Source organism: Paenibacillus sp. MBLB1832, from assembly GCF_032271945.1.
GTDB classification, from domain to species: Bacteria; Bacillota; Bacilli; order Paenibacillales; family NBRC-103111; genus Paenibacillus_E; species Paenibacillus_E roseopurpureus.
Genome location: NZ_CP130319.1, coordinates 3,778,752 through 3,802,702, shown reverse-complemented (window position 1 = coordinate 3,802,702; position 23,951 = coordinate 3,778,752). Strand labels below are relative to the sequence as shown.

At 45.3% G+C, this 23,951-nt stretch carries 18 protein-coding genes and 2 pseudogenes; 16 read left to right on the top strand and 4 right to left on the bottom strand.

The genetic code is table 11. The annotated features are described in order from the left end of the window. Positions 1-58: 58 nt before the first annotated feature. The 5 genes and pseudogenes from MJB10_RS17120 to MJB10_RS17100 all read left to right on the top strand — a co-directional run. Positions 59-1,384, top strand: coding sequence for an ABC transporter substrate-binding protein (locus MJB10_RS17120; protein ID WP_314796606.1), 1,326 nt, complete (start codon positions 59-61; stop codon positions 1,382-1,384). A gap of 86 nt (positions 1,385-1,470) precedes the next feature. Beyond that, positions 1,471-1,980, top strand: coding sequence for a heparin lyase I family protein (locus tag MJB10_RS17115; protein ID WP_314796604.1), 510 nt, complete (start codon positions 1,471-1,473; stop codon positions 1,978-1,980). A 19-nt stretch (positions 1,981-1,999) separates the two neighbouring features. Further along, positions 2,000-2,674 carry a heparin lyase I family protein gene (locus MJB10_RS17110; RefSeq protein WP_314796602.1) on the top strand — a complete coding sequence of 225 codons (675 nt, stop codon included), beginning with the start codon at positions 2,000-2,002 and terminating at the stop codon, positions 2,672-2,674. A gap of 211 nt (positions 2,675-2,885) precedes the next feature. Then, a complete protein-coding gene (locus MJB10_RS17105) occupies positions 2,886-4,967 on the top strand; it encodes a carbohydrate-binding protein (RefSeq protein WP_314796601.1) in 2,082 nt (693 codons plus the stop codon). A gap of 157 nt (positions 4,968-5,124) precedes the next feature. Beyond that, positions 5,125-5,920 (top strand): annotated as a pseudogene (locus MJB10_RS17100) (Gfo/Idh/MocA family protein); the annotation flags it as partial. Here the strand turns inward: MJB10_RS17100 and MJB10_RS17095 are convergent. From MJB10_RS17095 to MJB10_RS17085, 3 genes and pseudogenes are all read right to left on the bottom strand, one after another. Beyond that, positions 5,848-6,357, bottom strand: coding sequence for an ArsI/CadI family heavy metal resistance metalloenzyme (locus tag MJB10_RS17095; protein WP_314796598.1), 510 nt, complete (start codon positions 6,355-6,357; stop codon positions 5,848-5,850). The pseudogene MJB10_RS17100 and the gene MJB10_RS17095 sit on opposite strands and share 73 nt — an antisense overlap. Positions 6,358-6,427: 70 nt before the next feature. Next, positions 6,428-6,886, bottom strand: coding sequence for a MarR family winged helix-turn-helix transcriptional regulator (locus tag MJB10_RS17090; protein ID WP_314796596.1), 459 nt, complete (start codon positions 6,884-6,886; stop codon positions 6,428-6,430). 131 nt (positions 6,887-7,017) lie between these two features. After that, positions 7,018-7,509 (bottom strand): annotated as a pseudogene (locus MJB10_RS17085) (mannonate dehydratase); the annotation flags it as partial. 529 nt (positions 7,510-8,038) lie between these two features. Between MJB10_RS17085 and MJB10_RS17080 the strand changes: the two are divergent. Continuing rightward, on the top strand, positions 8,039-8,569 hold the full coding sequence (locus MJB10_RS17080; RefSeq protein ID WP_314805699.1) for an SGNH/GDSL hydrolase family protein: 531 nt from the start codon (positions 8,039-8,041) through the stop codon (positions 8,567-8,569). Between the two features lie 54 nt (positions 8,570-8,623). Here MJB10_RS17080 and MJB10_RS17075 read toward each other — a convergent pair whose 3' ends face one another. Then, the gene (locus MJB10_RS17075) at positions 8,624-9,076 is read right to left on the bottom strand and encodes a helix-turn-helix domain-containing protein (protein ID WP_314796594.1); all 453 of its coding nucleotides are present in this window, start codon (positions 9,074-9,076) and stop codon (positions 8,624-8,626) included. A gap of 234 nt (positions 9,077-9,310) precedes the next feature. Here MJB10_RS17075 and MJB10_RS17070 point away from each other — a divergent pair, with 234 nt between their 5' ends. The 10 genes from MJB10_RS17070 to bglB all read left to right on the top strand — a co-directional run bounded on the left by MJB10_RS17070 (position 9,311) and on the right by bglB (position 23,910). Further along, complete coding sequence (locus MJB10_RS17070) at positions 9,311-11,602, top strand: AraC family transcriptional regulator (RefSeq protein ID WP_314796592.1); 2,292 nt, start codon at positions 9,311-9,313, stop codon at positions 11,600-11,602. 341 nt (positions 11,603-11,943) lie between these two features. Further along, entirely contained in the window at positions 11,944-12,153 is a 210-nt protein-coding gene (locus MJB10_RS17065; protein ID WP_314796591.1) for an ABC transporter permease subunit, read from the top strand. Between the two features lie 87 nt (positions 12,154-12,240). Further along, complete coding sequence (locus MJB10_RS17060; protein ID WP_314796589.1) at positions 12,241-13,737, top strand: ABC transporter substrate-binding protein; 1,497 nt, start codon at positions 12,241-12,243, stop codon at positions 13,735-13,737. Positions 13,738-13,994: 257 nt separating this feature from the next. Beyond that, a complete protein-coding gene (locus MJB10_RS17055; RefSeq protein ID WP_314796588.1) occupies positions 13,995-16,892 on the top strand; it encodes a right-handed parallel beta-helix repeat-containing protein in 2,898 nt (965 codons plus the stop codon). Positions 16,893-17,133: 241 nt separating this feature from the next. After that, a complete protein-coding gene (locus tag MJB10_RS17050; protein WP_314796586.1) occupies positions 17,134-17,412 on the top strand; it encodes a helix-turn-helix domain-containing protein in 279 nt (92 codons plus the stop codon). Positions 17,413-17,509: 97 nt separating this feature from the next. Beyond that, on the top strand, positions 17,510-18,469 hold the full coding sequence (locus MJB10_RS17045; RefSeq protein ID WP_314796584.1) for an ABC transporter permease: 960 nt from the start codon (positions 17,510-17,512) through the stop codon (positions 18,467-18,469). 14 nt (positions 18,470-18,483) lie between these two features. Next, the gene (locus MJB10_RS17040; RefSeq protein WP_314796582.1) at positions 18,484-19,377 is read left to right on the top strand and encodes a carbohydrate ABC transporter permease; all 894 of its coding nucleotides are present in this window, start codon (positions 18,484-18,486) and stop codon (positions 19,375-19,377) included. Positions 19,378-19,463: 86 nt separating this feature from the next. Then, complete coding sequence (locus tag MJB10_RS17035) at positions 19,464-20,960, top strand: ABC transporter substrate-binding protein (protein WP_314796581.1); 1,497 nt, start codon at positions 19,464-19,466, stop codon at positions 20,958-20,960. Between the two features lie 95 nt (positions 20,961-21,055). Beyond that, the gene (locus MJB10_RS17030) at positions 21,056-22,837 is read left to right on the top strand and encodes a hypothetical protein (RefSeq protein WP_314796580.1); all 1,782 of its coding nucleotides are present in this window, start codon (positions 21,056-21,058) and stop codon (positions 22,835-22,837) included. Positions 22,838-22,863: 26 nt separating this feature from the next. Further along, positions 22,864-23,910 (top strand): beta-galactosidase BglB, encoded by a 1,047-nt coding sequence (gene bglB, locus MJB10_RS17025; protein WP_314796578.1) that lies wholly within the window; start codon positions 22,864-22,866, stop codon positions 23,908-23,910. Positions 23,911-23,951: the final 41 nt, after the last annotated feature.

Genomic DNA, 23,951 nt, shown 5'->3' with positions numbered 1-23,951 from the left:
GAAAAAGCTACGATGAATATGTAAACGCTATATTGAATTGGAAGGGGAACTGTAGAGCATGAGACCATGGGTAAAAGCAAGTGCATTGGTGATGGCTTCAGCATTAACACTAGGAACCGCGGCTTGCGGTGTGAAGGAGGAAGCCAAATCGACGACTCCCGCAACTTCGACCAACACGCCTTCGGCTACAGCTGAAGCAAAGGCTGTGAAGCTACGCATTATGTGGTGGGGATCGCAAGCGCGTCATGATGTAACCCTCAAGGCGTTGGAGGCTTATACCAAAAAGCATCCAAACGTGACCTTCGAACCGGAGTACCAGGGCTTTGACGGCTATCTCGATAAAATATCGACCCAGGCTGCCGCACGGAACACGGCCGACATTTTCCAAATGGATGCGGCCTGGTTTAATGATTGGGCCAGCAACAACCGTTTGGCGGACCTCTCCACCATCAATACGAAAGATGTGGACAAGGCGCTTCTGGACAGCGGCAAGTATAAAGATAAAGTGTACGCCGTACCACTTGGCAATAACGCGCTAGGCATGATCTACAATAAGGCCGTCTTCGATAAGGTGGGAGCGAAGGCCCCTGCTACTTGGGATGAGCTGTTCCAGCTGGCGCTTGACATCAAGCCTAAGTTAGCTAAGGATCAATATTTGATCAAGGATTTGTCGGAAGACATTACCATGTACACGAATTACCAGATCGCAGAGGGGAAAGGCAATCCGAAGCCGGCTGCCGGCAATTTTAACTTTGACAAAGACACGTGGATCAAGTGGATGAGCAAGTTTCAAGAGCTGCGCAAGGCGGGCGCTATCGCTCCTCCGGATGTTACCGTATCGGATAAAGCGTTCGACGCCAAGCAGGATCTGCTCGGACAAGAGAAAGTGCTGATTAAGCAATCCCACGCTGCGGAGTTCGGGGGGTTCAATTCCCTGAAGCCCGGTAATTTCGCACTCGCCCCGCTGCCTAAGGGCAAGGAAGCGAGCGGCTGGCTCAAGGCGTCGATGTACTGGAGCGTGAGCCCAGACAGCAAATCGCAGGAAGAAGCAAAGAAATTTATCGATTGGTTCATTAACGATAAAGAAGCGGCAGACATTCTAGGTACGTCGCGCGGCGTTCCTGTCGCGAAAACGATTGTCGATTACTTGCAGCCGAAGTTTAACGATGTAGACAAAGCCGGCATTACCTTGATCAACGATGTAGCCAAATCCGGAGCGAAAGCGTATGATCCGGGCCCGGGTACAAAGGGCGGCTGGGCAAAGTTCGCTACCGGTAAGGAATATGACAACCTTGCGCAGCAGGTTATGTTTGACAAGCTTACGCCGCAGCAAGCATGGGAGGAAGTTGCCAAGCTAGGTAAAGACATCCAGCCTGCGAAATAAAGCATTGAAAACCAAGCGAGGTCAGCGACTATTTGTGTTGACCCGCTTGTTTTTATAATATCCGAAAATAAATGGAGGGTTTGATAATGAAAAGATATGCAAATCTGTGCTTCCGGTTGTTCATTGTAACCGCTTTAATTAACGTCTTGGTCTTACCCTTGCAAACCAAGGAAGCAAGCGCAGCCGTTAGCTTCTACAATAGCGGAACGACCAGCGGCTGGGATACGACCATTACGCCCGGCAAGCCCTACAATTTGCGTTCAGTTACCGGCCCGACTCGAGACGGTGGCCAAGCGCTAAGAATGGAGCTGCGGTACGGAGAGCCGGACCCATTCGGTTCTTACCATTCCGAGGTTGTCAAGAACAATACGGGTAATTATGGTCAGACTCGTTGGTACGGCTTCAGCACCTACGTTCCGGATGATTATGTATTCGGTCAGAACGTAATTACTACACAATGGTGGTCATACGCTCCCGCCCAACCCGTTATGGACATCAGCATCACCTCGCAAGGCAACTGGAGCGTGAAACAGCAATGGGTGTATCCCCAAACGAGTTCCGGTCTGAATCGCCAAGGATGTTGGCTCCGTTGCTAAGGGCGAATGGACGGATTGGGTGGTTCAGGTATATTGGTCTTACAACAGCGACGGTTACGTCAAAGTGTGGAAGAACGGTTCGGTTGTGCATGAGCGCACTGGCCCCAACATGTACAACCATCCGGACGGGATTAAAGAATTTAAGCTCGGACTGTATGCATGGAATTGGAAGACGACTCCTCCTAGCCCTCCTGAGGCTAGTCCCCGGGTGATTTTCCATGATGAAGTACGCGTTGGGGATGCCAGCTCCAACTACGACGAGGTGAAACCCCGAGGCAACAAGGTAATTCAGAAAGAAGTGGAAAATCTGCAAGCCGTAACAAACGGTGACTCGCATAGTGTATTCGATCAAGACGGTTGCAGCGAGTATCAGTGCACGCAATTTTTTTCTGATAATGTCGGCGATCAGGTAACTTACATGCTCAATGTCCCCGAAGCTCGCACCTATAAAGTCAAAGTAGGTGTGAAAAAGTATAAAAACCGAGGTAAGTTTCAATTAACCATAGGACCTGACAACCATGGGAGTGAAGTAGATCTGTTTTCCCTCAATGAGGAATGGAGCGAAATCGATATTGGCAATGTCACTTTCGGTTCTGCCGGGGATAAACCATTCAAATTCACCGTTACTGGAAAGAACGTCAGTAGTCTCGGATATAATCTGTCCTTCGATTACATAAAGCTGATTCCCCAATAAGAATCGTGAGGAGATGTTGAAAGGCTGAACAACTGGGCGAATTGAGAATATTCAAACACAAGTGATGTTTGACAAAATTACGCCAGAAAAAAGCTGGGAAGAATTTATCAAGCTGAGTAAAGAAATTCACATGAAATAAGAATGCCATTATGAGAAGCTTTACCATCTGTAATAAAAAGGTGGAGCTTCTTTTAAAAGAAGGAGATAAGTTATGAAAAACACTAAAAATGTTAAGCGCTTACAATCTTGGTTTATTGGTTTCGTTTCATTTGCCTTTCTTTTGCAGATTGGTTTGATCATAGATCAACGGCAAGCCTATGCACTAGATAATGGACATGCCTTAACACCTCCAATGGGCTGGAATCCATTTAATAGCGTGGGATCCAGTACAGATATAAATTTGAAAAATGCGGCGGATGCCATGATAACTAGCGGCATGAAGGATGCCGGTTATGTTTGGGTGAATTTTGATGGGGGCTGGATGATGCCAAATCGAGACAGCAACGGTAATCTGCAGCCTAAGGCTACCTGGTTTCCAAATGGTGTTAAATCCGTAGGAGATTATATTAAGTCCAAAGGGTTAAAATTTGGCGGATATTTAAATGTGGGATGTCATGACGATGAAACGAATACGATCGGGTATTACCAGAAAGATATCGACTTATTGGCCTCATGGGGCGTAGAGTTTATTAAGGCCGATACATGTGACAAAGCAACCGTGACACGGGCAGGCACTCCCTATACCGTTCAACAGATTTATAGCTCACTGCATGGGGCAATTGAAGACTACAAAACACGTACAGGCATTGAAATTGTTCTCAGCATATGCACGGGAGGTTCCGGATCTCCTTGGTTGGATTGGGGGACTGACAACGGAAATATGTGGCGCACCACTAGGGACATTGAGAACAAATGGAGTTATGTGATTAGCAATGTGGATAATAACGAAGGCAAAGCTGTTTATGCGAAGCCTGGAAATTGGAACGACCCCGATATGTTAAGTGTTGGCGCTTTCAAGAACGATGGCTTTGGTTCCTTGACAGATGAAGAAAATAAATCACATTTCAGTTTATGGGCGATTATGGCCGCTCCGTTGATTGCAGGCAACGATATCAGCAACATGTCGACTACAACCAAGAACATTTTGACTAATAAAGAAGTTATTGATGTAGATCAAGATACGTTAGGTGTGCAAGGTAGGCGAATCAAGAAGTACGGTACGAATAATGAACTGGGGGTCTGGTCAAAGCCCCTCAGTACGAAAGGTCAGCGAGCGGTCGTCTTGTTCAATCGAAATGACAGCATCCCGCAGGATATTACTGTGAACTGGAATGAGATCGGCTTGACTGGAGCTGCGAATGTGCGTGATTTGTGGGCCAAAACGGACTTGGGCTCATTGGCAACCGGATTTACTGCATCTGTTCCTGCACATGGTGTGGTCATGATCAAGGTTACAGGCACCGAAGTCAGTCAAATCATTCTAGACAATACAAGCTCTGAGTTTACCAAGAGTTCGTCAGGTTGGACACTTTCAACAGGTTCACCAGGTTACTATGGCTCCAATTATTATCTGGACGGTACCGTGGGTGCGGATTCTAATGTGTGGGCTAAGTGGACTCCGAATCTTCAACGACCAGGGAATTATAAGGTGTATCTGCGGTGGCCAGGTGGAACGACCCGTCCTGATGCAGCATCCCTTCAAATCAATTATAAGAATGGTACGGATTCTTTAAAGACAGTCAATCAGAATGCCAACTCAGGGGTATGGAATTATATAGGTACATATGCATTCGATGCTTGGAACAAAGAAAGCATTCAAATCAATGCGAATGATGCCGGTTACACCGTAGCTGATTCCATCATGCTTGAGTATACAGATACATTCTCCGCGTTCGATACTATTGAAGCAGAAAAATATAGTTCTCAGTCAGGAACCTCTGTAGCTGCTTCTTCAGAACCAATAGGGAATCAGATGGTTAGAAGCACAGAGCATGGTGACTATTTGGTCTTCAATAATGTAAACTTTGATTCTGGAGCGAGTCAGGTTTTCCTGAGACTGGCTAGCGGTTCAACGGTAAGCGGAGGAACCGTTGAATTTCGTCTCGATAGCACAACGGGTACACTGATTAGTTCAGTTAATGCAGATAATACGGGGGGCTGGACCTCGTGGATGACTCGCAAAGCAGCGGTCACAGGTGCAAGTGGTACGCACAACTTGTTCGTCCTTTTCAAAAAGTCAGTCAACCCTGCTGCAACGGTTGCTGATATTAATTTCTTCCGGTTTGTTGAATAGTCTGCTAGGAGTTAGGGGTGCATTATATGCGCCCTTTTAAGAGTTTTCTAAAGCTTTTCAAAGAGATAGCTAGAGGCAGTGGAGTTTAAACTGTCGGCTGAAGTCTGCCGTATCGCGATATCCAAGAGAGGTAGAGATATCCTGCATGTTCACCTGAGTTAGTATCTGCACACCGAATGTTTCTCATCTTGTAACTACGGTTGATTCTTTGCGCTCAGGCAAACATGTGCTGCTTGAAAAACCGATGTCAGTCACGCTTCAGGAAGGGATAGATATGACACAGTCGGCCAAGGCGAGCGGGAAAATGCTAACATTAGGTTTCCAGCCGCGCTATGATCCGAATATGAAGTTGTTGCAAACGATAGTGCAATCGGGACGCCTTGGTAATGTGTACTATGTGGAGACGGGGGGCGGACGTCGCCGAGGAAGGCCCGGTGGTACTTTCATCAGTCAAAAGTTTGCAGGAGCCGGAGCGATGGCCGATATTGGTTGTTACTCACTGGACATGGCACTGAACACGCTAGGATACCCTCGTCCGCTAACAGTGTCCGCCTTTACGCCTAACCATTTCGGCACAAACGCCCTGTATCATTCAGAGGCAAGCAAGTTCGAAGTCGAAGATTTTGGTGTAGCGATGGTACGCTTCGAGAACGATCATGTGCTGCAGTTCAAAATATCGTGGGCGATGCACATGGATACACTTGGCGCAACCATGTTTCTTGGTACAGATGCGGGTCTTAAAGTCACGCCAGCTGGTGCTGGCCTATGGTCGGGTGTGTGGGATGGAGCAGTTGGATCCATCACGCTGTTCCATGATGAATTTTGCAATCCATACCTCAACGCCGATTCCGCTCGTCGAGCATAAATTAATTCTGTTCGATCAGAAAGTACATGATTTTGCCGAAGCGATTCGGGACGGTCGACCAGCTCCGATACCAGGTGAGTTAATGCTTGTTGATGTCGGTTCAGGCGTTGTGCAACAGACAGAAGAAACAGGGATTACATGATCTTCTGCTGCTTCGAATTCTGAATCTTCACGTGTATAAAAGACTTCCCACGGGTTTCCTTCAGGATCGCTCACCCAAATTTTATCTTGAACAGCATAGCAACAAGTTGTATTCATTTCATCAAAGGAGACAAGACCTGCTTCTTGTAGGCGGTGCTTAGCCGCTAGAACTTCTTCTGTATTCTGTACTTGGAAACCAAAATGGTTGAGCACTCCTTTATTATCATAGTCACGAACATTTAGGGAAAAGTGAAGCGCAGGCTGATCTAGCTCGAACTTTGCATAATTCTCCTTTACTTTCGTTGGTTCAGCATTAAATAACTTTTTGTAAAACCCTAGAGATTGTTCAAGGTTTTTTACGTTAATAGCAACATGCATTTTCATAATTAACACACTCCTCTTGAAATTTTCAATAATTGATATTTGCAACTATATGGTAAAAATGAACTCCTCTTTATAGAGGAGGCGTGCAGCAATTTGGACTTTGACTCATTGCATCACTAAGAATTTGCAGACTTTCTAGGACTTGTTCTTTTCTCTCAGGAGGAACATGTTGGAAAATACCTAGGACATATTCTTCCATTGTTTTCGCTATATCATGGTACTGATTCTCCCCTGTTTCAGTAAGAGAGAGTACAACATAGCGACGATCCTTAGGATCAGGCAAACGGTTAATCAAATCGTTTTCGACGAGTTGCTGGACCTGACGACTCAGCGTACTTGTATCAATGCTCAAAATTTCGGATAGCTCATTTAAAGAAATATTTGGGCTTTTGAACAGCTCATACAAGATATGGCTCTGCACAACAGATACGCCGCAGCACTGGGCACCATCTTTCTGAAGTAACCCAAAGCGTCTGACAAGCAATTGAAGGACTTCACGAACGTTTACGTACTGTGGTAATTGTTTCATTATGATCACCTGAAATATTTATAACAGACAATAGTTGATAATTGCAAGTATTTCATTTAACATTTAATTAGAAAGTAAAATTCAAAGTTGGTTGTATCAAATGAAAAAAACGGTAAGTTCGTTCGCTCATTTTATACTTTCGCTCCTTTATTTAACATGCCTTGTTCCCGACACTTCATGTCCCATAATCCCCATAAATACATAATGCCTAAAGCACGGTCATACAGCCCGTAACCCGGTCAGCAGTGCTCATCCCAAATATGTCGGCCATGGTCCGGACGGCAGAAGCCTTCATACTTATTTTCGTGTAACGCCTGCAAAATCCCAGCGATATCAACGGTACCATCTTGAGTTCGATGGGAGGTTTCGATGAAGTCGCCATTCTCATAAACACGCACATTGCGGATATGGGCAAAAGGAATCCGATCGGCGAATTCATGCAGAATCGCGACAATATCGTTGCTCGGATTCGCGCCGAGCGAACCACTGCACATGGTCAGCCCATTGTACAGGCTGTCATGCAGGGCCAAGAAACGGCGAATATTCGCTTGGCTCGTCATGATGCGCGGAAGACCGAAGACGGACCACGGTGGGTCGTCCGGATGAATGGCCATGCGAATTCCATGATCGCCAGAGTATGCCATACCAGCAGCAAACACGAATTATGATTTATCCCTGCTTCGCTGGGGGTGCGAGACGCTGCTGGCTTCCTGTTCAAGACTTGACATCCAAGATGAAGGGATAGAACGATGACGCGATGTGTTGAACCGTCTTGTCGACTACCCCGTTGACGAGACAGGGTATATGATCGGTACGGATGTTCCGCTACTTGAATCGCATCGGCATTATTCCCATTTAATGATGATTTATCCGCTTTTTTTTCGTGGACGGGGGCGGCTTCGCTATATGCGGCAATTGGCAACGGTAATAAGAGTTTGCACTACCTTCGACAATTATTAGATCGTGAATTACAGTTTAATACACTGTATAAGGAGAAAGGCCCTTGCATAGAGACGCCACTGTCAGGAGCGGCTTCCTTGCAGGAGATGCTTCTACAGAGCTGGGGAGACACAATTCGCGTCAAAACGATTTGAATGGTGTGAACATTGGTGGGAACAAGCGGATAACCATGATCGGAAGAGAGTTTTATTAATTGGAGATTCGATTACTAAGGGCTATCGGCCTTATGTGGATGAGCTTCTCCACAACCAATCATATGTAGACATGTTGGCCACTTCAAAAGCAATGGATAATCCGTCTCTTCTGAAAGAGATTGACTATATGATCCAGCATCGGGAAGACTTTCATTACGACGTTATCCATATGAACAATGGCTTGCATGGTTGGCATCTATCCCCTAGCCAATACGAAGATCAATATAACAAATTGATTCGTCATGTCCTCCAGATCGCGCAATCCGCTACAATCATTATTGCGAATTCGACCCCAATGACGGAAGTTGGAAATCGGGCCGTGATTAATCCGCAATTAAATGGGCAGGTTGAAGACAGAAATAGGGCTGTTAATCGAATTGTCGAACAATATAACCTTGCTATAAATGATCTATATAAACCGAAGTATGGAAGAAGCGAATACCGGGTGGCAGATGGGTATCATTACAACGAGAAAGGGAAGAAGGCTCAGGCAGAGATTGTAGCAAAAGCAATCAGAGATTGTTTATAAGAAACGTCTTGAACCATTACGGTAGGGAATCTATTGTCTTGAAACGGGGGATATTTATGAATATTTTTGTTTCATTTCATTTACTATTTCCTCCAAATCTTTCAAAATGTTCGCAACAAGTAGATCTCCCATCTTTTTTGATTCATCTAATGGAGCATTTAGTTTGGCAGTTTCAATTGCTAGTTCACGAAGTTTTATTAACGCTTTTGGCCTGACAATAAATAGACCAGCAAAAAAATCTAAATAACGATCATGATCTACCATAGCCAATATACTCAAAGGACCGTTGTTGAAGTATTCGGCTATTCTTTTAATAACTTCTATTGACGGTGCTTTCTTACCACGTTCCAGTTCACTTAGGTAATTTAGTGATATGCCTAAAGCGCTGCTTACTTCTTGGAGACTTAATCCCTTCTCCAACCTTAACTCCTTAATCATTTGCCCGAACGATTTTTGGTATTCTGCATCAGGCACCTTTTCTTCAAATGTCAAATTACTTGCAGTCAATTTTCATCACCTATTTATGTATATTCTTTATGTCCCTTTTCGATAAATAGTGTGACCAATTCATCTATTTCTTATTTATTGAGGGGGTCGGGTCTAGTGCTGACGAACTTGATGCTGACCAAGGTTATCAGAATTTTGTAGCCATGCGCATTGCCCTGAATGTATAATGAAACTCAACGATTCTGCCCATGCTTTAGGGCAATACATCGATGAATTAAGGGGAGATTGCATGATATGTTTAGGTGGAAGATGAGCCGGACGTTCGTTAACATCGCAGTATTGCTTTCATTGCTGCTCTTGGTCGTACTTGGGGGGTTCTCCATAACGGCATTTAAAAGTTTTGAAGGCATCGTTAAACAGCGAACCTTTGAAGAGAACAACAAGGAGCTGCGCATTATCAGTAATACGGTCAAGCGTATGAATGAGGATGTGAAGGCGTTTACATTTCGCCAATTAGACGATCCTGCACTTGCAGCGTTATTCGAGAAGAAGAATCTCGAATATTTTGAAATGTTCGGATACATGGACTTAATCAGAAAATCGTTTGAAATAAATCCCATCTTCCACTCGGATACGCTCTACAGTGGAAACACTGGAAATTTCTACTCAACGCTTGGCTCCATGGTACAGAAGGATACATTCTTTGTGAACGCGATTCAGAACTATAGGAACATTCCCGTACTTAAACCGATTCCAAGAGTGCTTCCCATTGATGCTTATAACACTAACGCCACGGTGTTTACGTATTTTTATTTTCAAACCGACAGTGGCAATAAGCTATCCAAAGCGTTGGGTGTGAATATTGACGCGGCTTGGTTATGCGACACGTTAAGCAAGCTTAAGGGGCATAATAATAAAGCTTATATTATTGATAAAACGAGTCGAACATTCATTGACGATTCCAAGCAAATTCGCAATCTGGATGTGCTTAACGCCGAACTGGTTCATAAAATCATGGATTCGGATCAGGAATCCGGCAGCTTTGAGACAGGGGCGAAGAAGGATCAAAAAATCATTACGTATCTCTGGATGCCCGAAACTAACTGGGTGCTTGTGGTGGAAGAATCCAATGACTTCCTGAACCAATCACTGCAATTCGTGCGTAAAGCCGTGCTTCAAATTACGCTGGGCATCGCGATTTTTGCACTCGTAGCAGCTGGCTTCATCGCTTACCGCATCTACCTCCCCATTGGCCGCGTGTTCCGCGAAGTTATTGGGTCTGGGAGCAAAGCAGAGAAGAAGGGGCCGCTTATCGACGAGGTTAAGCTTCTTTCGGATGTGTTTCAAAAAAATAAAGACTTGTTGAAGGACTATTACAGCTATAAACAGTCAGCGGACACGATCCTGTTGGAAAACTACATTAAAGCCGTGTTGATGGAGAATAACTCCATAGCCAATCAGTTGACCTGTGAATTTTCTACTGTGTTTGGCAATATGCTCGATCGCGAGATGATGCTGATTCTGCTGAAGATTGATCGGCGAGAGCATTTTAAGATGCTGGACGCTGATCGAAAGAAGGCTTATCGTTTTATCATAATGAACGTAGCCGAGGAAGTTCTTGATTCGGGCAATTCGGCAAAGGCTATTTATATCGGGGAGGGGCAGTTTATTATTCTTGCCTTCCTACCGGATGGGAAGCCCGTTATCTCCTGGGACGAGAAAATTAAAGTGCTGCAAAATGCCGTAAAAGAGTTTACGGGCATATCGCTCTCCGCTTTCCTCGGCGGGCATGTACAAGGCGTCGAAGCACTCATTCATTCGTACCGTACGGCGAACCTTTTGCTGAAATACAGCGTCATCTACAGCCTCGAAGCTATTCTGGATCCTTCTGTTTTAGATTTACATGAACAAATGACGGTTACCTACGACGAGAAGCTGGAAGAACGAATTTTAGAATCAATACGCGCAGGAGATGGGGAAGAAGCCAAATCACTATTCGATCAGTTCGTTGAAGTGTCATCCAAAGGAGACATCGAAAGCTTTATGCTGTCGATGACCCGCTTTTCCTTGGCGTTGGGTAAAACCTTCGATATTATGAACAAAACGAGAATTGAGAAAATACCAATCTCTATGAAAGATTTTTACATGCGGATGGCCTCCTTTGAATCTATTGATGATCTCAAGAGCAAATTTTATGAGGATATCATGAAAATTGCGAATCAGAAACCGCTCGTGGAGACGCGCCATGACGCTTTGGTTGAATCGATAAAACGATTCATTCAGGATCATTTTACGGAAGACTTGAGCTTGAAGGGCATCGCGATAGAGTTCAAGCTGTCCCAAGGATATCTGGGTACGATATTTAGAGATTCGGTCGGATTGTCCGTCATGGACTTTATTCATAATTTCCGATTGGACAAGTCAGCCGAGCTGTTGCTTGCGACGCAGCTTAGCATCGCCGAGATTATGGAGAGAACCGGCTTCTACAATGAAAGCAGTTACTACAAACTGTTTAAACGCAGGTTCGGTACTACACCAAAAGCGTATCGAATTGACAAAGAAATCTTGAACAAATTGGAGAAATGACACGCATTCGTCGTGTTTTTTCTCTTTTTTTATCGAAATGCATACTTTTCTTTTATTCGTACAGTCATTAAAACAACAATATGGAATTGAACAGTGGTGCAATTGGGCGTTGGGAGATATATTCAATTTGCAGATCTGCAGTATAGAAGACGAGGAGGAGGTTTGAAAATGGAAACAACCGCAATGTCGCAAACGGTGCCTGATGTGAGAAAGGTGTCGCGCAAAAGTACCCTGCGAAAAAATGTAGACTTTACGTTATTGGCGCTTCCAGCATTGGTGCTTCTGTTAGCAAAACACACTGATCTACAACGCCGTTTTTATGATTACTGGAATTGGCGGAAGTGTCCTGCTGGCGATTCTGTGCCAGTATTTCGAACCTCGCATTTTTCTTCGATTTGCCTCAGGAGGTGCTGGAGTCTGCAAGTATCGATGGGTGCAGTAAAATGCGCATTTTCTGGAAAATCGTTCTCCCGAATCCGATGATGTTCGTATTCCCTTTCTTCCAAAAATATTTTGTTAGAGGCATTACATTCGGTGCAGTCAAAAGGTAATATCAACCGTTTGATTTCAAACTTCGATATAATAAAATATGAAAAAGGGAGTTGCTCAGATTGAAAATGTTGAAAGCACTTACGACGATGACAGTAGTATTGGTAACGGCAACAAGCTTGGTGGGTTGTGCGAAGGATAATACGGGTGGAGCGACACACTCTCCTAATGTCACAGCAACTCCGACTGCAGCAGCACTAGCGCCGGTTAAGCTCAAGTGGGTGCTTCGCATTCCAGCGCAAAAAGAAAGCGAACCGGTATTGGCCGAGGTTAACAAGATTTTGAAAGAAAAGATTAATGCCACGCTTGACATTCAGTTTATTGAGGCTGCAGCTTATACGGAAAAGACCAAGCTGATGATTGCTGCGGGTGAGGATTTCGATATCATGTTCACTTCCCCAGCGTACAATTTTTATGATAACGTTGCCAAAGGTGCCTTCCTTCCAATGGATGACTTTCTGAAGAAATATGCTCCGAAAGCATATGGCCAAATTCCAGCTAACTTCTGGAGCGCGGCGAAAGTCGACAATAAAGTGTACGGTTTTCCTAACTACCAAATTGCAGCTCGTCAGTCCGTCATTAACTTCAGGAAAAAAGATATGGTTGATAAATATGGCATCGACGTCAACGCGATTAAGAAAATGGAAGATCTAGAACCAGCTTTAGCCAAAATGAAGGCCGGCGAAGGCGCAGACAAATTCATTTTTATGAGTCCTGGCACTACTATCACTGGTGTTGATACCATGAATTATCTGAAATTGGAAACGTTAGGCTCCGACGGATCACCAGGCGTGATTGAAGCAGCAGGCTCCGACTATAAAGTCAGCAATCAATACGAACATCCAGCGTTCGTGAACTTACTGAAATTGTTGAAAAGCTGGTCGGAGAAAGGCTATATTAACAAAGATTTGGCTTTGGTGAAAGACCCAACTGAGCTTTTGAAGGCTGGCAGAATTCTTTCCTACGGGCTGAATACTTACAAACCTGGTGCAGAAGCGGAATCGAAAGCTCGCTACAATTTCGATCCTGCGTTTGCGTATGTGGCAGATCCGATCGTTACCACAAGTTCCGTAACTGCCACGATGCAGGCGATCAGCCGCACGTCCAAAAATCCGGAGCGGGCTATGATGTTCCTGGAGTTGATGAACACCGACAAGCAGTTGTACAACATGGTTCTTTATGGACTGGAAGGCAAGAACTACAAGAAAACAGGAGATAATTCAATCGAAGTCATTCCGGATTCCGGATATGCGCCGAACGTTGCTTGGATGCTAGGTGACCAGTTGAACGCTTACCTGCTTCCAGGGGTTGCTGCGGATATTCCACAGAAGACAGATCAACTAAACAAAAGCGCGAAGGCTTCCAAAATTATGGGCTTCTCCTTCGATGCGGAGCCAGTCAAAGCGGAGCTTGCACAGGCTAAAACCGTTACTGATAAATATATCCTCGCCCTTGCCTACGGTATGATAGATGTAGACAGTACGCTAGCTACAATGAACAAAGAGTTGAAAGCGGCAGGTATGGATAAAATCATCGCTGAGAAGCAGAAGCAACTAGACGCTTGGGTAGCGGCAAATAAGAAGTAAGTATAACTAACAATATGAATGAATTGGCCTTTGTTCTGAATTCCATTGGACAAAGGCCGTAATAAAAAGTGAATTGGTATAGAAGCGAAATTAAGAAGCTGCAAGGATTCAGGTTTCAACCATACCCTTTGATCATGATAGGGAGGTGATTCTAACAACAACACGAACGATTATTGCACCAAAGAATTGAACCCAGCATTTGAAAAATTGAAAGTAATGAAGATTTGCTTTTATATGAAGAGAGGGGATGTATTATAATGAATGTTAATGAAATCGCTTCCAGGTTAATGAAAGGAGCCCTTTCCTTGTTACTGGCCGTACCTTTAGTGCTTGCCAATTTTGGAAGCGCTTCAGAAGTACATGCGAGCACGCAAGCAACGTACTACGCTTCGCCAACAGGCAGCGGATCAACATGCTCGATTAGCGCACCTTGCTCCTTGACCGGCGTTCGCGACAAGGTGCGTACGGTCAACACGGCGATGACCGGGGATATCGTAATCGAATTGCGTGGAGGCACATACAACATGACGTCTCCGCTTACGTTGGATTACCGTGATTCCGGCACAGCTGGATACAAAGTACTCTGGCATCCATATGGCACCGAAGTGCCCGTTATCTCAGGCGGGCAGGATTTAAGCAGTGGCTGGGTATTGCACGATGCAACAGCCAATATTTACAAGAAAACTGGCGTTACTGGGCCGTTCCGCTCATTCTATGTAAACGACAATCGCGTAGATCGCGCTCGGACGCCAAATAAAACCGATCCTGACAGCTTAGGGCCGTATTATAAAACAATCAGCGGAGATCCGGTAACCCAAACATTAAAAATCAACAAGTCGGAAATTGCAAGCTGGGCGAACTTTTCAAAAGTCGAAATGGTGGATCAACCGCATTGGTATCACGATAATGCACGTCTAAATTCATATACGACCGATACGAGCTATGCTTATGTCACTTTCCAGTCCCCAGATTCCGTCAATGTGTTTAATAAGCCTGCAAACTATTATACTGGAAATTCCTATCATTTTGAAAACGCATACGAACTATTGGATGCTGAAGGCGAATGGTACTTGGATACGGGCATTTCTACGCTGTACTACAAACCCCGCAGCGTCGAGTCGATGGGGTCTGTAACGGTCTTTGCTCCACAAACCGATACTTTATTTGATCTGGTCGGAACAACTTCGAATCCGGTTCATCATATTGAATTTAACGGACTTGTTTTCAAGTACTCCGGCTGGAACGATCCAAGCAATAACGGTCTGGTCGCAACTCAAGGCGTACAACCGATCGGTAATACACTGACCAATCAAGTAACAGTTTCAGCGGCAGTACAGGTACAATATGGTAACAACCTGCGTTTTATCGGTAATACATGGAAGCATACAGGAGCAAATGGACTTAAGTTTACAATTGGGGTAAAGAACAGCCAAATTGTCGGCAATCAATTTAGCGATATCGCGGCGAATGCCATCGTTCTAGATTCCGGTTCGCCTGCCCCCGATAAGACGAGTGATATTCTTGTAGCCAATAACACGATATCGCGTGTAGGTCAGCTCTACACGAACGGCATGGGGATTATCGGATTAGCGATCAAAAACACGATAATCGAGCATAATACGATTTCGTATGGTCCTTATATGGGGATGCAGATTGGCCAACAGGTTGGCTGCCATTGTGACGGGGGTATGAGTGGCAATGAAATTCGCTACAATAACATTCATCATATGATGCAGCTCCATGATGACGGCGGCGGCATTTACACGCTAGGACGCCAGCCAGGAACGAGAGTTTTCGAGAACTACATTCATGATATTGCTAGAAGCACGTACGCCATGAGTTTTCCTGTAGCCGCAGTATATCTTGATAACTTCAGCGAATTCATCACGGTGGAGCATAACGTTATCTCCAACATCGGTACCGGCGCCCAAAATACTTATGAACAGACAGGGGTCGGCGCTCAAAATAACACTTTGACGAATAATGGCACACAGGACACTTCGGTTATTAATGCTGCCGGTGTTCAAGCAGGTTATATTGAACCGACATACCTCCTAAGCGAAGGGTTCAACGGCTATACGACAGGCGCCACTCTTTCGGATTGGACCACCGATTCATCAGGGGGCACGGCTACTGCCGAACTTACGGATAAAAGTTTGAAGATCAGGAAGACCAACTCCGCAACTTCGACAACTGTAGAGAATGATTTCATGCCTACAAGCGGAAAAGTTTCCGTAAGTGCCAGAGTTTGGGCGAATGAGACAACAGGCTGGAAGATGGCCCCTTATATCCTGGATAGCACAGGTACGATTGCAATTTCAGTGATCTTTGATTCCGGCTACATCAAAACGTATAATGGCTCAACGTTGATCTCCTTGGAGCCTTTTACAGCCAATAAGTGGTATTCAATTGGAGTTGACCTTGACACCAATACGGATACATTCGATCTGTCCGTGAACGGTCTCAAATTGATCGATGATGCCGCATTCCGCAACCCTGTCACCAATGTGGCGGCTGCATATGTCGGTATTGGTGTCAACAATACGGGAACCTTTTATGTGGATGATTTTAAGGCGATTTATACCGGAGCCAACCCACCTACTTTGTTGGCTTTCGATGACTTCAATAATACTGCAGTGGGTACTGCTCCTACAGGGTGGACGATTACTACAACAGACGGTACAGCCACGGCAGAAGAAGTTGCTGGCCAATCGGATAAAGGACTGAAGATCAATAAGTCCGGCACGGCAAACACAGCATCTGCAACGAAATCGTTCACGCCCGCGAGCGGTGTGGTAACCATGGTAGCTGAGGTAATGGCGGAACAGACGACGGGCTGGAAGTCGGCCCCTTATATCATGGATAGCACAGGTACGACTGCAGTTTCAGTGATCTTGGATTCCGGATATATCAAAACGTATGACGGAGCCACCTTGTTATCTTTGCAATCCTTTACACCTAATACTTGGTATACCATAAAAGTTGTCATGAACACGAATACGGACACATTCGATCTTTATGTGAATGGTGCTCTCTTGAAAAGCGGAGCGGCATTCCGAAACGCAGTTACCAACATAGGTAAGGTTTACGCCGGAATCGGCGTCAACCATACGGGTTCCTTCTACGTGAATCAAATCATCGTTTCTACACCATAAATTCAATGCGCCATAAAGTCTCTAACTTTGTCCGAATGGAGCCCGCGAAAATCGCGGGCTTTTTTTTTCCTCAAGCAAGGATCTTAAACGAGAAAGTTGTCGGGTGCGTAATTGTGCTTAAGAGTCAGTTTTTAAAAGAGCCTCAGCTCAGCTGGCGTAAGCGAGATGTTAAATCATGACGCTTTTTCAAAATGTCCACATAATGCTTCCTTCGATCAAGGATCTTTAGAGATTCGTCGGATTGTCCGTCATGCACTATATTCATAATTACCGGCTGGACAAATCAGCCGATCTGTTGCTTGCGACGGAGCTGAGCATCACTGAGATTATGGAGAGAACGGGTTTATACAATGAAAGCAGTTACTACAAACGGTTTAAACGCAGGTTCGGTACTACGCCAAAAGTGTATCGAGTTGACAAAGAAATCTTGAACAAACTGGAGAAATTACACGCATTCGTCGTGTTTTTTTCTCTTTTTTTATCGAAAAGCATACTTTTCTTTAATTCGTACAGTCATTAAAACAACAATATGGAATTGAACAGTAGTGCAATTGGGCGTTGGGAGATATATTCAATTTGCAGATCTGCAGTAAAGAAAACGAGGAGGAGGTGTGAAAATGGAAACAAACGCATTGTCGCAAACGGTGCCTGGCGTGAGAAAGGTGTCGCGCAAAAGTACCCTGCGAAAAAATGTAGACTATACATTACTGGCGCTTCCAGCACTGGTGCTTATGATTGTTTTTAATTTTGTTCCGCTGCCGGGCATCATACTTGCCTTTAAAAACTACAATTTTGTCGCTGGTATTTTTGGCAGCCCGTGGGTCGGATTTAAAAACTTTACGTTTATTTTTTCAACGAACGATGCTTTGCTTGCACTCAAAAACACGCTTGTCTACAATGCCGCTTTTATTATTACGGGAATCAGTGGAAGTGTCCTGCTGGCGATTCTGTTAAATGAAGTCTTGAGCAGGAAAATGTTGAAAGCGTATCAAACCGCTATATTTTTACCGTATTTTCTTTCCTGGACGATTGTTGCTTACATTGTTTTTGCCCTGTTGGATAACAGCAAGGGAATGGTGAATTTCATTTTACATGGGTTGGGCTTCTCGACAGTGGAATGGTATTTCAATCCGCAGTACTGGTTCTGGATACATGTTATCTTGCATTTTTGGAAATTAATGGGGTATTCAACGCTACTGAATTACGCTTACATCTTATCTGTGGATCCCGCTTATTATGAAGCGGCATCCATCGACGGAGCAAGCAGGTTCCAGATGGCGATGAAAATTACACTTCCAGCTTTGCGGCCTATTATTTTGATCAATTTCCTATTAGCGTTGGGTCGAATCTTCAATGCGGATTTCGGGCAGTTTTTCCTAGTGCCATTAGAGTCGCCGGCGTTGCATGACGTCTCGTCTGTTTTGGACACGTATGTATACAGCGCACTACGCGGAGGGGCAGATCTAGGGATGGGTGCTGCGGCAGGATTATTCCAGTCATTCGCCGGATTCGTGCTTGTATTAGCCGTAAACTTTTTCATCCGGTACAGAAATGGCCGGGAAAGCGCCATGTTCTAGAAGGAGGAAACAGAATGATATCAGCTGTAAAAAAGCGGGGACTACGCCCCAACAACTGGATTCCGCACTCGGTATTTACACTGCTGGCATTAAGCTGTGTAATACCAATGCTGCTGGTGGTGATGATCTCCGTCAGCGATTCAAAAAGTATTGTGGAGCGCGGGTACAGTCTGTTCCCAAGCTTATGGAGCTCAGCCGCGTATCAATTTATTTTTCATTCGCCTAAGCTAATTCTTAACTCCTATGGAACGACGTTATTCGTCACAGTAGTCGGAACTGTTGTAGGCTTGCTGTTGACGGCGATGATAGCTTATTCGCTATCGCGAAAGGAGTATAAGCTTGCCGGCGCAATCGGGTTTCTGGTGTTCTTCTCGCTTCTATTCAATGCGGGGTTGATTCCAAGCTATATTGTATTTACCAAATATTATTCGCTCAAGGATACGTATTGGATCCTCATTCTTCCAGGTCTCATCTCCGCCTGGAATGTCATCCTGCTACGCACATTTTTCTTCGATTTGCCGCAGGAAGTACTGGAGTCGGCAAGTATGGATGGGTGCAGCGAAATGCGCATTTTTTGGCAAATCGTTCTCCCAATGTCCAAGCCAGCACTTGCGACAATTGGACTGATTTTGATGCTGAACTACTGGAACGAGTGGTTCCGTTCATTGATCTACATCGACACGGAGAGCAAATTTATGCTGCAGTTTTTACTGTATAAAATTTTGCTAAATGCCGAACTTATGATGAAAGACTCTCAAATGGGATTAAGCATTGGTACTACAGAATTCCCTTCCGACAGCGCGAGAATGGCGATTGCCGTCATTGCAGCGGGTCCGATGATGTTCGTATTTCCATTTTTTCAAAAATATTTTGTTAGAGGCATTACATCCGGAGCAGTTAAAGGGTAATATCAACTGTTTGATCTCAAACGTCGATATAATTAAGAAAAAAAAGGGAGTTGTTCAGGTTGAAAATGTTGAAAGCACTTACGACGATGACAGTAGTATTGGTGACAGCAACAAGCATTGTGGGTTGTTCAACGAAGGAAAGTTCCAATGGATCGACGCAATCTCCTAAAGTAACAGCGACGCCGACTGCAGCAGCACTAGCGCCGGTTAAGCTCAAGTGGGTGCTCCGCATTCCAGCGCAAAAAGAAGGAGAAGCGGTATTAACCGAGGTTAATAAGATTTTGAAAGATAAGATTAATGCCACGCTTGATATCCAGTTTATTGAGGCTGCATCTTATATTGAGAAGACGAAACTAATGATTGCTGCGGGCGAGGATTTCGATATCATGTTCACTGCCCCAGGATACAGTTTTTATGACAACGTTGCTAAAGGCGCTTTCCTTCCGATGGACGACTTGTTGAAGAAATATGCGCCGAAAGCGTATGGCCAAATTCCGGCAAACTTCTGGAACGCGACGAAAGTTAACAATAAAGTGTATGGTTTCCCTAACTACCAAATTGCAGCTCGTCAGTCCGTTGTTACGTTTAGAAAAGATATGGTCGATAAATATGGCATCGACGTCAACGCGATTAAGAAAATGGAAGATCTAGAACCAGCTTTAGCCAAAATGAAGGCCGGCGAAGGCGCAGACAAATTCATTTTTATGAGTCCTGGCACTACTATCACTGGTGTTGATACCATGAATTATCTGAAATTGGAAACGTTAGGCTCCGACGGATCACCAGGCGTGATTGAAGCAGCAGGCTCCGACTATAAAGTCAGCAATCAATACGAACATCCAGCGTTCGTGAATTTACTGAAATTGTTGAAAAGCTGGTCGGAGAAAGGCTATCTCAATAAAGATCTGGCTTTGGTGAAAGACCCAACGGAGCTTATGAAGACTGGCAAAATTCTTTCCTCCGGGCTGAATACTTACAAACCTGGCGCAGAAGCCGAAAACAAAGCTCGCTACAATTACGACCCTGCGTATGCGACTTTAGCGGAACCGATCGTTACCACGAGTTCCGTAACTGCCACGATGCAAGCGATTAGTCGTACGTCTAAAAACCCGGAGCGGGCTATGATGTTCCTAGAGTTAATGAACACCGACAAACAGTTGTACAACATGGTTCTTTATGGACTGGAAGGCAAGAACTACAAGAAAACCGGAGATAATTCAATCGAAGTCATTCCGGATTCCGGATATGCGACGAACGTTGCTTGGATGCTTGGTGACCAGTTGAACGCTTACCTGCTTCCAGGGGTTGCTGCGGATATTCCACAGAAGACAGATCAACTAAATAAAAGTGCGAAAGCTTCCAGAATTATGGGCTTCTCCTTCGATGCAGAGCCAGTCAAAGCGGAGCTTGCACAGGCTAAAACCGTTACTGATAAATATATCCTCGCCTTGGCTTACGGCATGATGGATGTAGACAGTACCCTGGCTACGATGAATAAAGAACTGAAAGCGGCAGGTATGGATAAAATCATCGCTGAGAAGCAGAAGCAGTTAGATGCTTGGGTAGCGGCAAATAAAAAGTAAGCGATTACAAATCATTGAACGGCCTTTGTCCTGAATTCCATTGGACAAAGGCCGTTTTAGAAAATAACTTTAGATAAAGGATTGGAGCAGAAAACATGAACATTCAAACGGAACGAGTTTGGCGAGAAATGTGGGAGCAATTCGGCAGTAAGCTAAGGTTGGACGAGGGTCTTGTGAATGCGGGAAAACCCGGCCATACGGCAGAGGCATCGAAAGTTAAGGAAGCTCATGATGGTCGACTCACCGCAGCTCATTATGTGATTAGCACTGCGGTCGGAACCTTAAATGAGAAACAAGGACTTCAGATTCTACAAGCCATTGCAGCCTTGCAGTTCACAGATAAGACAAGATCGGATTATGGAGCCTTCCGCTGGTATCGGGAAGAGACCCGGGTCAACGATTCGAACGCGGCTTTCTTTATTCTGATGCCGTTAATTGCGCTGAGGTTGTATCTGGATGAACGAATACCAGATGCTGATCGGGAACTTATCGATGGCATGCTGGAACACGGTGCTGCCTGGTTCGCGCACGAGTTGAAGGATCCTATTCTTTATTATACGAACAAGATTGTGAGTGATGGCGCATTATTGTTAGCGATTTCACACATTCGCGGTTTGCCGCAGCATTATGAAGAGGGCGTTGCCTTCTTCGAGCGATGGATCGATTATACCATGCGTAGAGGTTGGGGCTGGGGCGAAAATATCAGTTTAATTTATATTGGCATCACCATGAATGCGCTTCGAATAGCAAGTGATTCCTTGAATTCGGAGCATGCTGTGTTAAAGGAGAGGATCAGAACCATCATGGATGGACTGGTGGATTATGTTCGTTTTCATGATGGGAATGAATTTGTGCCAGCCATACGCAGTTATAATGTACAAGGCGATACACAGCCGAAAAGCTTGCTTTGGCGGATTGCAGGGATGGATATGCCACCATCGATTGAAGCAGAAACAGGAGGCAGTCTTTGGAATGGCTTATCTTATGTGCTGTTTGAGAGAGAGCTGCAACATGTGTCCCCATCGAAACTTCCTATCCCGCGCAACAGGAGGGAACGTATCATGGATGCCAGTCACGCCCATACCTGGATTGGAATGACCGGTAGAATTGGCAGTGTAGATCGTTTCCCTGTCATTGCGGGAAGTTATCAATGGCCGACTTGGGGCTTAGCGTGGCAATCCTATCCCATCTCCCTTTCAGTAGAAGGGCATCAAGTCTCCTACCTGCGCTGGTATGCACATGACGGTGAGAAAGTAAGAACTCATCCGGCAGCTTATGAGAAAGCATACTTAGGTCCTGCATTGTTTAAGGAGTCCTGGTATCCAGATACCCAACTCAGGTCGGTTCAGAATGAACAAGTTGTGCTGGTAGTGCGCAGCATGAGTCGCATTCATAACGAAGCCAGTGAACTTGCTGACGAGTGGGTCGTCAATCGCTGGAAGGGCGAATTGCACACCGCTGCTGGATCAGATGGGCGTGAGTGGACGATTTTGCAATATCCTCACGCTGCTGTGCTGATTGCCCCGCTGCTGGCCATCGCTCATGGCGATATGGCTCGCCAAGTACCTGCCCTCCATGTAGCTATTGATGGAGATACGCTTCGATTAAGGCAGGTACTTTATGCAGGTGAATCGCAAGTGCTTCAGCAAGCGAGGCTGGAAACAGGCTGGGCGATTTATTATGCGGATGGCGTAAATAGCTTAGGTAAATCCCGTGAGCTCGCAGCCCAGTTACAAATTATAGAGCGTTCATATAAGGACGGAGAAGTTCCACGAGACAGTTTTACGGAAATTAGAAGTGCAGTCTTGTTTGAAGGTGACACGAAATTGGCAGAGCTTGTTGTCGATCCCCATAAAATTGAAAGCGGTGAAGTGTAATGCATACAACAATCGAACTTACCAAAATGGAAACCCACGCAATCATTGAGAAAGTCATTGGGCAGCTCAAGCAATTACAAGGCGGCGCTGTAGAAGAAACGTGCCCGATCGGTATTATTTCCATGGAGAACTGGGAGTGGCCGCAGGGTGTTGGGCTATTCTCTCTTTACTTATATTATCGCAAGACAGCCAGACAGGACATCAAGCAGTATTTGATCGACTGGTTTAATCGTAGAATTGCCGAAGGCCTTCCTTCCAAAAATGTAAATACCATGTGTCCGATGCTGACGCTGAGCTTCCTCGCCGAAGAAACAGGGCGCGAAGATTACATGGCGCTTTGCCGTGAATGGGCTGAATATGCGGTGAAGGACATGCCAAGAACGGAAGAAGGCGGCATTCAGCACGTAGTCTCCGGTCATTTGAATGAAGGCGAAGTCTGGGATGATACGCTGTATATGACCGTGCTGTTCGTATGCCGCATGGGGCTGCTGCTGAATGAGCAATCTTTTATCGACGAAAGTGTGTATCAATTCCTGATGCATCTCAAATATTTGACTGACCGCCGCACCGGACTATTGTTCCACGGCTGGACCTTTAACGGTCGTCATCACTTTGCCGAAGCGCTATGGGCGCGCGGTAATTCATGGTATACGGCAGGGCTTGTTGATTATTTGGAAATGATCGAGCTTCCGAAACCGGTTGAACGTCTGCTGCTCTCCGCGCTGGAACAGCAAGCGGCGAAGCTTGCCGAACTGCAAGCCGCAGACGGCATGTGGCATACGCTGCTGGACGATCCGAATTCCTATACGGAAACATCGGCCACGGCTGCTTTTGCCTACGGCATCTTGAAGGCGGTAAGAAAGGGCTACCTGCCTGAGTCTTACAGAGAAGTCGGCTCCAAAGCATATGCCGCTGTCGTATCTCAGATTGATGCGGAAGGCGTTGTGAACGGCGTTTCCTACGGCACAGGAATGGGGCGCACGCTTCAGGAATATCGCGATATTCCAATTTGCCCGATGCCTTACGGTCAATCCATGACACTGCTTATGCTGACTGAGGGATTGGAACACTAAAGCAGATCATAATTCCGGGCTTGCGGGTGTTGATAGTTGTG

What these genes read in the sequence shown, in the direction of transcription:
- MJB10_RS17120 (WP_314796606.1), top strand. Translation starts at nt 59, where the DNA reads ATGAGACCATGGGTAAAAGCAAGTGCATTGGTGATGGCTTCAGCATTA.
- MJB10_RS17115 (WP_314796604.1), top strand. Translation starts at nt 1,471, where the DNA reads ATGAAAAGATATGCAAATCTGTGCTTCCGGTTGTTCATTGTAACCGCT.
- MJB10_RS17105 (WP_314796601.1), top strand. Translation starts at nt 2,886, where the DNA reads ATGAAAAACACTAAAAATGTTAAGCGCTTACAATCTTGGTTTATTGGT.
- MJB10_RS17095 (WP_314796598.1), bottom strand. Translation starts at nt 6,357, where the DNA reads ATGAAAATGCATGTTGCTATTAACGTAAAAAACCTTGAACAATCTCTA.
- MJB10_RS17090 (WP_314796596.1), bottom strand. Translation starts at nt 6,886, where the DNA reads ATGAAACAATTACCACAGTACGTAAACGTTCGTGAAGTCCTTCAATTG.
- MJB10_RS17070 (WP_314796592.1), top strand. Translation starts at nt 9,311, where the DNA reads ATGTTTAGGTGGAAGATGAGCCGGACGTTCGTTAACATCGCAGTATTG.
- MJB10_RS17060 (WP_314796589.1), top strand. Translation starts at nt 12,241, where the DNA reads ATGACAGTAGTATTGGTAACGGCAACAAGCTTGGTGGGTTGTGCGAAG.
- MJB10_RS17055 (WP_314796588.1), top strand. Translation starts at nt 13,995, where the DNA reads ATGAATGTTAATGAAATCGCTTCCAGGTTAATGAAAGGAGCCCTTTCC.
- MJB10_RS17045 (WP_314796584.1), top strand. Translation starts at nt 17,510, where the DNA reads ATGGAAACAAACGCATTGTCGCAAACGGTGCCTGGCGTGAGAAAGGTG.
- MJB10_RS17040 (WP_314796582.1), top strand. Translation starts at nt 18,484, where the DNA reads ATGATATCAGCTGTAAAAAAGCGGGGACTACGCCCCAACAACTGGATT.
- MJB10_RS17035 (WP_314796581.1), top strand. Translation starts at nt 19,464, where the DNA reads ATGACAGTAGTATTGGTGACAGCAACAAGCATTGTGGGTTGTTCAACG.
- MJB10_RS17030 (WP_314796580.1), top strand. Translation starts at nt 21,056, where the DNA reads ATGAACATTCAAACGGAACGAGTTTGGCGAGAAATGTGGGAGCAATTC.
- bglB (WP_314796578.1), top strand. Translation starts at nt 22,864, where the DNA reads ATGGAAACCCACGCAATCATTGAGAAAGTCATTGGGCAGCTCAAGCAA.